The sequence below is a fragment of the Streptomyces sp. P17 genome (assembly GCF_032436805.1).
Lineage (GTDB): Bacteria > Actinomycetota > Actinomycetes > Streptomycetales > Streptomycetaceae > Streptomyces.
The window spans coordinates 1-402 of sequence record NZ_JAVRBF010000380.1; the positions used below are offsets into that span (position 1 = coordinate 1).

The following is a 402-nucleotide window of genomic DNA, read 5'->3' on the forward strand; positions in this document are numbered from 1 at the left end:
TGCGGCGGTAGGTCAGGCGAAGGTCACGCCGGAGCGGAGCAGTGTCCACGAGGTCTGTACCTTGCGGACATATTTGCCGGACTGAAGTGGGGACGTGTGCTCGGCGCCGTTCTGCACCATGTACTCATCCCACCTGTCGGACGCCTTCAGCTCGGTGCCATGCTTAACCCCCATCCGCAGATACACGTACTGGGTCTGGTTCGCCTTGATTTTCGACTTCGCCAGGTTTCCCTGCTCGGTGCCGTCTCCCTGGGGAGCCACGAGGTGGACCCACTCCTTCCGGTCGTACACGGTCGCGCCGAAGCTCTCAACCTTGCTCGCGTGACAGGCCCGCGTGTCGTCCTCACGCTCCTGCGAGAAGCCGATCTCGACCTCCCCGGAGGGCAGGTAGCAGGACACGTC

Annotated in this window: 1 protein-coding gene; it reads right to left on the reverse strand. The window is 63.4% G+C overall.

Annotated features, from left to right (window positions below):
* Positions 1–12: 12 nt before the first annotated feature.
* A partial coding sequence (locus RMT89_RS41380; RefSeq protein ID WP_315888910.1) for a hypothetical protein occupies positions 13–402 on the reverse strand: 390 nt, incomplete at its 5' end.